This is a genomic window from Stenotrophomonas sp., from assembly GCF_031995405.1.
GTDB lineage: Bacteria > Pseudomonadota > Gammaproteobacteria > Xanthomonadales > Xanthomonadaceae > Stenotrophomonas.
Map to the genome: position 1 here is coordinate 1 of NZ_DAMAGC010000161.1, position 7,820 is coordinate 7,820.

At 64.8% G+C, this 7,820-nt stretch carries 7 protein-coding genes, 1 tRNA gene and 2 pseudogenes; all 10 read left to right on the plus strand.

Annotated features, from left to right (window positions below; all coding sequences use genetic code 11):
* Window positions 1-262: pseudogene (locus RTO53_RS18555) on the plus strand (preprotein translocase subunit SecG); the annotation flags it as partial.
* A gap of 64 nt (window positions 263-326) precedes the next feature.
* Window positions 327-411 (plus strand) — tRNA-Leu (locus tag RTO53_RS18560).
* A 112-nt stretch (window positions 412-523) separates the two neighbouring features.
* Window positions 524-880, plus strand: coding sequence for an NADH-quinone oxidoreductase subunit A (locus RTO53_RS18565; RefSeq protein WP_038691968.1), 357 nt, complete (start codon window positions 524-526; stop codon window positions 878-880).
* Entirely contained in the window at window positions 871-1,425 is a 555-nt protein-coding gene (locus RTO53_RS18570) for an NADH-quinone oxidoreductase subunit B (RefSeq protein WP_038687233.1), read from the plus strand. Before RTO53_RS18565 ends, RTO53_RS18570 begins: the two co-directional genes overlap by 10 nt.
* 32 nt (window positions 1,426-1,457) lie before the next feature.
* Entirely contained in the window at window positions 1,458-2,210 is a 753-nt protein-coding gene (locus RTO53_RS18575) for an NADH-quinone oxidoreductase subunit C (protein WP_256774634.1), read from the plus strand.
* Window positions 2,207-3,514: an NADH-quinone oxidoreductase subunit D gene (locus RTO53_RS18580; protein WP_312239173.1), complete on the plus strand. Its 1,308-nt coding sequence runs from the start codon at window positions 2,207-2,209 to the stop codon at window positions 3,512-3,514. Before RTO53_RS18575 ends, RTO53_RS18580 begins: the two co-directional genes overlap by 4 nt.
* Window positions 3,515-3,608: 94 nt before the next feature.
* Window positions 3,609-4,136, plus strand: a complete 528-nt coding sequence (gene nuoE / locus RTO53_RS18585) for an NADH-quinone oxidoreductase subunit NuoE (RefSeq protein ID WP_121038421.1) — start codon at window positions 3,609-3,611, stop codon at window positions 4,134-4,136.
* A gap of 3 nt (window positions 4,137-4,139) precedes the next feature.
* Complete coding sequence (gene nuoF, locus RTO53_RS18590; RefSeq protein WP_312239174.1) at window positions 4,140-5,480, plus strand: NADH-quinone oxidoreductase subunit NuoF; 1,341 nt, start codon at window positions 4,140-4,142, stop codon at window positions 5,478-5,480.
* Window positions 5,477-7,711, plus strand: coding sequence for an NADH-quinone oxidoreductase subunit NuoG (nuoG, locus tag RTO53_RS18595; protein ID WP_312239175.1), 2,235 nt, complete (start codon window positions 5,477-5,479; stop codon window positions 7,709-7,711). Before nuoF ends, nuoG begins: the two co-directional genes overlap by 4 nt.
* Window positions 7,708-7,820: pseudogene (locus tag RTO53_RS18600) on the plus strand (NADH-quinone oxidoreductase subunit H); the annotation flags it as partial. The gene nuoG and the pseudogene RTO53_RS18600, both read left to right, overlap by 4 nt.

The following is a 7,820-nucleotide window of genomic DNA, read 5'->3' on the forward strand; positions in this document are numbered from 1 at the left end:
GGCCGTGGTGTTCTTCGGCATCAGCCTCTTCATGGCCTGGTACGCCAGCCATGGCTCGCGTCCGACCAGCGGCCAGGATCTCGGTCTGATGTCGGCCCCGGTCGCAACGACCCCGGCCGCCCCGGCGGGTGAACTGCCGGCCGTGCCCAAGGCCCCGGAAACCGCTGTGCAGCAGCCGGTTCCGCAGGCTACTGTGCCGGCTCAGGCGGAAACGCCGAAATCTGGTGAAGAAAAGCCTTCGGAAGGCTCCCAGACTCGCTGAAGACGGTTACAATATGCGGCGCATTGAGGGGATCCGATAGGGAATCCCGTCAATGCAAACGTAAGCCCAGGTGGCGGAATTGGTAGACGCACTACCTTGAGGTGGTAGCGACGAGAGTCGTAGGGGTTCGAGTCCCCTCTTGGGCACCATTTGTTTGTAAGCGGGTTCGTCTGGCGCGCAAAGCGCCAGGTAGCGGTATCCGTCCACTCCCCCATGCCAAAGCGCCTGCAGGCGCAGCGGCAGAGGCAAGAGAGAATCGCTGTGCTGGCCGAATATTTGCCGTCTCTGCTGTTTCTGATCGTTGCCACCGGTATCGGCGTTTCGCTGATGCTGGTTGGCCGATTCCTCGGTCCACGACGTCCTGATCTGAAAAAGCTCTCGCCGTACGAATGCGGCTTCGAGGCTTTCGAGGACGCGCGCATGAAGTTCGATGTGCGCTACTACCTGATCGCGATCCAGTTCATCGTATTTGACTTGGAAATCATCTTCATCGTGCCGTGGACCCAGGTCTTCATGGAGCTGGGCGCACGTTCGCTGGTCACGATGGGCCTGTTCGTGGGCATGCTTTTCCTCGGTTTCATTTACGTCTGGAAGAAGGGAGCGCTGGAATGGGAGTGATTCAGACGCTCGACGGCCTGATGAACAACCCGGTCCCGGAAGGGCGGGTCGATGACATCCTGCGCCCCGAAGGCGACAACCCGCTGCTGGAAAAGGGTTACCTGACCACCAGTGTCGATGCGCTGCTCAACTGGGCGCGCACCGGCTCGATGTGGCCGATGACCTTCGGTCTGGCCTGCTGCGCCGTGGAAATGATGCATGCCGGCGCCGCGCGCCTGGATCTTGACCGCTACGGTGTGGTGTTCCGCCCGTCGCCGCGTCAGTCCGACGTGATGATCGTGGCCGGCACCCTGGTCAACAAGATGGCCCCGGCGCTGCGCAAGGTCTATGACCAGATGCCGGACCCGAAGTGGGTCATCTCGATGGGCAGCTGCGCCAACGGTGGCGGCTACTACCACTACTCGTATGCAGTAGTGCGTGGCTGTGACCGCGTGGTGCCGGTGGACATTTATGTTCCCGGTTGCCCACCTACCGCCGAAGCGCTGGTGTACGGGATCCTGCAATTGCAGAAGAAGATCTGGCGTACGCAGACCATCGCCCGCTGACATCCCTCCTGACAAGAGCACGCCAAGCCCCCATGGCAGAGCAAGCACCTTCCTTCATCGACCGACTTTCCGCACGTTTCGCAGGTGCGCAGGTCTTCGTGGTCGAACCCCGCGGCGAAGTGACGCTGGAAGTGCCCGCCGCTGACTGGCATGCCACCGCTGTGGCGCTGCGCGACGAATTCGGTTTCGAGCAGGCCGTCGATCTGTGCGGCCTGGACTACCTCGGCTACGGCAGCGACGAATGGGACACGGCCGATGTGTCGTCCCAGGGCTTCAGCCGTGGCGTCGAGGGCAAGTCCGTCGGTCGTTTCGCCTGGGGTGAGTTCCCCACCCGCGAAACCAGCGATGGCGCCCAGCCGCAGCCGATCCCGCTGCAGCGTTTCGCCGTGGTCGCCCAGCTGCGCTCCTACCAGCACAACCTCACCATGCGCATCCGTTGCTTTGCGCCGAACGAGGAACTGCCGGTGGTCGCCTCGCTGACCAACGTGTGGCCCGGCCTGAACTGGTTCGAGCGCGAAGCGTTCGACCTGTTCGGCGTGATCTTCGAAGGCCACCCGGACCTGCGCCGGATCCTGACCGACTACGGCTTCGTCGGCCATCCGTTCCGCAAGGATTTCCCGCTGATCGGCAACGTCGAAGTGCGCTACGACGAAGAAAAGCAGCGCGTCATCTACGAACCGGTCACCTCGGTCGAACCGCGTGTCGGCGTGCCGCGCGTGATCCGTGACGATGCCCGTTTCCAGACCGCTGCCGGTGAATCCGCGCAGTCGGAGGCAAGCAAGTGAGCGAATTCACCCAGGCCCACCAGGCCTTTGCGAGCAACCCGGCCGAACTGCGCCAGGAGATCCGCAACTACACCATGAACTTCGGTCCCCAGCATCCGGCCGCGCACGGTGTGCTGCGCCTGATCCTGGAGATGGACGGCGAAACCATCATGCGTGCCGACCCCCACGTGGGCCTGCTGCACCGTGGTACCGAAAAGCTGGCCGAGTCCAAGCCGTTCAACCAGTCGATCGGTTACATGGATCGCCTGGATTACGTGTCGATGATGTGCAACGAGCACGCCTACGTGCGCGCGATCGAGACCCTGATGGGAATCGAAGCGCCCGAGCGTGCGCAGTACATCCGCACCATGTTCGACGAAATCACCCGCATCCTGAACCACCTGATGTGGCTGGGCTCCAACGCGCTCGATCTGGGCGCGATGGCGGTCATGCTGTACGCCTTCCGCGAGCGCGAAGAGCTGATGGACTGCTATGAAGCGGTCTCCGGCGCGCGCATGCACGCCGCGTACTACCGTCCGGGCGGCGTCTACCGCGACCTCCCGGACCGCATGCCCAAGTACAAGGAATCGCGCTGGCACAAGGGCAATGCCCTGAAGAACCTCAACGCCTCGCGCGAAGGTTCGCTGCTCGATTTCCTGGAGAACTTCACCGTCGAGTTCCCCAAGCGTGTCGACGAGTACGAAACCCTGCTCACCGACAACCGCATCTGGAAGCAGCGTACCGTCGGTATCGGCGTGGTCACCCCCGAACTGGCGCATGCCTGGGGCATGACCGGCGTGATGCTGCGTGGCTCGGGCGTTGCCTGGGATCTGCGCAAGAAGCAGCCGTATGCCAAGTACGATGCGGTCGATTTCGACATCCCGCTCGGCAAGGAAGGCGACTGCTACGACCGTTACCTGGTCCGCGTGGCCGAGATGCGCGAGTCCAACCGCATCATCAAGCAGTGCGTCACCTGGCTCAAGGCCAACCCCGGCCCGGTCATGGTCAAGAACTTCAAGGTCGCGCCGCCCAGCCGCGAAGACATGAAGGACGACATGGAAGCGCTGATCCATCACTTCAAGCTGTTCAGTGAAGGCTACTGCGTGCCGGCCGGCGAAACTTACGCCGCCGTCGAAGCGCCCAAGGGCGAGTTCGGCTGCTACCTGATGTCCGATGGTGCCAACAAGCCGTTCCGCGTGCACCTGCGCGCGCCGGGCTTTGCCCATCTGTCCTCGATCGACTCGATCGTGCGCGGGCACATGCTCGCCGACGTGGTCGCCATGATCGGTACCTACGATCTGGTGTTCGGCGAGGTGGACCGGTGATCGCATCCGCTTGCACGATGCCTGACACCCGCCGGCTGCTGCCGGCGCTGCAGGTTCTGGTTTTTAACGATTTCGTATTCGCTGAGGTCGGCCGATGAAGGCGACAGGTAATTTCGAGGCGGCGCGCGACGTCGACCCGATGGTGGTCTTGAACGACAAGACCCGTGCGCACATCGATCACTGGCTGGCCAAGTTCCCGCCGGATCGCAAGCGCTCGGCTGTCCTGCAGGGCCTGCACGCCGCACAGGAACAGAACGCAGGCTGGCTGACCGACGAGTTGATCGCCGGCGTTGCCAAGTACCTGGACCTGCCGCCGGTGTGGGCCTACGAAGTGGCCAGCTTCTACTCGATGTTCGAGCTGGAGAAGGTCGGTCGCCACAACGTTGCCTTCTGCACCAACATCAGCTGCTGGTTGAACGGCGCCGAAGACCTGGTCGCGCACGCCGAAAAGAAGCTCGGCTGCAAGACCGGTCAGTCCACCGCCGACGGCCGCATCTACCTCAAGCGCGAAGAAGAATGCCTGGCCGGTTGCGCCGGTGCGCCGATGATGGTCATCAACGGCCATTACCACGAGCGCCTGACCGTCGAGAAAGTCGACGAGCTGCTGGACGGGTTGGAGTAAGACATGGCACATCATCACGCACCCAGTGGTCCGGTCGGTCCCGCACCGCTGCCGCACCAGGTGGTCTACACCACCCTGCATTACGACACTCCGTGGTCGTATGAGAGCTACCTCAAGACCGGTGGTTACGCCGCGCTGCGCAAGATCCTCGAAGAGAAGATCTCGCCGGAGCAGGTCATCGAGATGGTCAAGCAGTCCAACCTGCGCGGCCGCGGTGGCGCCGGCTTCCCGACCGGCCTGAAGTGGTCCTTCATGCCCAAGGGCAGCATGCAGAAGTACATCCTCTGCAACTCGGATGAATCCGAGCCGGGGACCTGCAAGGACCGCGACATCCTGCGTTACAACCCGCATTCGGTCGTGGAAGGCATGGCGATCGCCTGCTACGCCACCGGCTCGACCGTGGGCTACAACTACCTGCGTGGTGAGTTCCACCACGAGCCGTTCGAGAACTTCGAGCAGGCCCTGGCCGACGCGTACGCCAATGGCTGGCTGGGCAAGAACATCCTCGGCAGCGGCGTGGACATCGACATCTACGGCGCGCTGGGCGCCGGCGCCTACATCTGCGGCGAAGAAACCGCGCTGATGGAATCGCTGGAAGGCAAGAAGGGCCAGCCGCGCTACAAGCCGCCGTTCCCGGCCAATTTCGGCCTGTACGGCAAGCCGTCGACGATCAACAACACCGAGACCTATGCCTCGGTGCCGGCGATCATCCGCAACGGCCCGGAATGGTTTGCTGGCCTGAGCCTGACCAAGAACGGCGGCCCGAAGATCTTCTCGGTTTCCGGCTGCGTGCAGAAGGGCGGCAACTTCGAGGTGCCGCTGGGCACCACCTTCGACGACCTGCTGGAAATGGCCGGTGGTCTGAAGCCGGGCCGCACCCTCAAGGGCGCGGTCCCGGGCGGCGTCTCGATGCCGGTGCTGAAGGCTGAAGAGCTCAAGGGCCTGCAGATGGACTACGACACCCTGCGTGCCCTGGGCACCGGCCTGGGCTCGGGTGCCATCGTGGTGCTCGACGACAGCGTCTGCTGCGTCAAGTTCGCCTGCCGCATCAGCCAGTTCTTCCACAAGGAATCCTGTGGGCAGTGCACCCCGTGCCGTGAAGGCACCGGCTGGATGCACCGCGTGCTCGAGCGCATCGTCGCCGGCAAGGCCACGATGGAAGACCTGCATCAGTTGAAGACGGTGGCCGGCCAGATCGAAGGCCACACCATCTGCGCGTTCGGTGAAGCGGCGGCATGGCCCATCCAGGGCTTCCTGCGCCAGTTCTGGGACGAATTCGAGTATTACATCGTCAACGGTCATTCGATGGTTGACGGCAAGAAGGTGGAGGCAGCCGCCGCATGAGCGCGCAACCCGTGAACCCGAGCGTGCCACCGGACCACGTGACCGTCGAAATCGACGGCCAGTCGCTGGTCGTGCCCAAGGGCTCGATGATCATCCAGGCCGCCGACAAGGCCGGCATCCCGATTCCGCGCTTCTGCTACCACGAGAAGCTGCCGATCGCCGCCAACTGCCGCATGTGCCTGGTCGACGTGGAAAAGTCGCCCAAGCCGGCGCCGGCCTGCGCCACGCCGGTCATGGATGGCATGAAGGTCGCCACCCGCAGTGAAAAGGCGCTGAAGTTCCAGCGCTCGGTGATGGAATTCCTGCTGATCAACCACCCGCTGGACTGCCCGATCTGCGATCAGGGCGGCGAGTGCGAACTGCAGGACGTCTCGCTGGGTTATGGCCGTTCGGTCAGCCGCTTCAACGAGCGCAAGCGCGTGGTGCCCGACGAGGACATCGGTCCGCTGGTCGCCACCGAAATGACCCGCTGCATCCAGTGCACCCGCTGCGTCCGCTTCACCGCCGACGTCGCCGGTACCTACGAGCTGGGTGGCATGTACCGCGGTGAAAACCTGCAGATCGGCACCTACGACGGCAAGCCGCTGACCACCGAGCTGTCCGGCAACGTCGTCGACGTCTGCCCGGTCGGCGCGCTGACCAACAAGGTGTTCCAGTTCCGCGCCCGTCCGTGGGAACTGACCGCACGCGAGTCGCTGGGTTACCACGACGCGATGGGCTCGAACCTGTTCCTGCACGTGCGTCGCGGCGAAGTGCTGCGCGCGGTGCCGCGCGACAACGAGGCCGTCAACGAATGCTGGCTGTCCGATCGCGACCGCTATTCGCACCAGGGCCTGTACAGCGAAGACCGTGCGGTCAAGCCGCTGCGCAAGGTCAATGGCGAGTGGAAGGAAGTGAGCTGGGCCGAAGGCCTGGCCGCCGCCAAGGACATCCTGAGCGCCCACCAGGGCGATGACCTCGGCGTGCTGGTGCACCCGTCGGCCTCCAACGAGGAGGGCGCGCTGCTGGCCCGTCTCGCCGCCGGCCTGGGTACCAGCAACATCGATCACCGCATCAACAACCGCGACTTCTCCGACGCCGCCACCGCCGAAGTATTCGGCCTGCCGCTGGCCGAGATCGAAGGCGCCGACAGCATCGTCGTGCTCGGCAGCAACATCCGCCACGAACTGCCGCTGCTGCACGCCCGCCTGCGCAAGGCGCAGACCACGCGCAACGCGAAGATCCACGCCGTCAATCCGGTGGACTTCGATTTCGCGTTCAAGCTGGCCAGCAAGCAGATCGTCGCCCCGTCCGCCTTCATCGACGCGCTCGGCAACGCCGACCTGCGCGATGCGGTCACGGGCGCCAGCAACGCTGTGCTGATCGTCGGTGCGATCGCCGAAAACCACCCGCAGGCTGCCGCGATCCGCGCCGCTGCGCGTGATTTCGCCGCCGCTACCGGCGCCAGGCTGTGCCGCATCCCGCAGGGCGCCAATGCCGTGGGCCTGACCCGCGCCGGCGTGCTGCCGGCCGGCAAGGACGTCAGTGCCATGCTGGCCCAGCCGCGCAAGGCCTATGCCATCTACGGCATCGAGCCGGGCCTGGACTTCGCCGACGCCGCCGCTGCCCGCAAGGCGCTGGCCGGTGCCCAGGTGGTGGCCTTCAGCCAGTTCGCCTGTGCCTCCACCCGCGATGTCGCCGACGTGATCCTGCCGATCGGCGCACTGCCGGAAGTCGATGCCACCCTGACCAACCTCGATGGTCGCGAGCAGTCGGCCCGTGCCGGCGGCAAGCTGCCGGGCGAGGCGCGTGAAGGCTGGCGTGTGCTGCGTGCATTGGGTGGCGAGCTGGCGCTGGCCGGTTTCGAGTTCACCGACCTGGCCGGCCTGCGCGCCAGCCTGGCCCCGGTCAGTGTCACCGTTTCGTCCTCGGCGGCCACGCCGGTGACGGGCGAGGGCCTGGAAGTGACCTCCACCGCCGCGATCTACCGCACCGATTCGGTGGTCCGTCGCGCCCAGGCACTGCAGTCGCATCCGCTCAACAACGCCCCGCGCATCGTGCTCAATGCCGACGATGCCGCCCGCCTGCAGTTGGTGGAAGGGCAGATGGCCAAGGTCGGCACCGATGCCGGCCGTGCCACCCTGCCGGTGGTGGTCGACACCCGCGTCGCCGCGGGCTCGGTCTGGATTGAATCGGGCCACGGTGCAACCGCACCGCTGGGTGCCGCACGCGTAACGGTGGTGGCTGCATGAACGAATTGCTGTTGAACGCGGTCGACCCGCTGCACCAGTGGCTGCTGTCACTGGGCGACATCGGTGCGCTGCTCTGGATCATCCTGAAGATCCTGGTGATCGCCCTGCC

Bases quoted from the DNA above. Each gene is read 5' to 3' on its own strand.
- RTO53_RS18570 (WP_038687233.1), top strand. From the start codon at position 871: ATGGGAGTGATTCAGACGCTCGACGGCCTGATGAACAACCCGGTCCCG.
- RTO53_RS18575 (WP_256774634.1), top strand. From the start codon at position 1,458: ATGGCAGAGCAAGCACCTTCCTTCATCGACCGACTTTCCGCACGTTTC.
- nuoE (WP_121038421.1), top strand. From the start codon at position 3,609: ATGAAGGCGACAGGTAATTTCGAGGCGGCGCGCGACGTCGACCCGATG.
- nuoF (WP_312239174.1), top strand. From the start codon at position 4,140: ATGGCACATCATCACGCACCCAGTGGTCCGGTCGGTCCCGCACCGCTG.
- nuoG (WP_312239175.1), top strand. From the start codon at position 5,477: ATGAGCGCGCAACCCGTGAACCCGAGCGTGCCACCGGACCACGTGACC.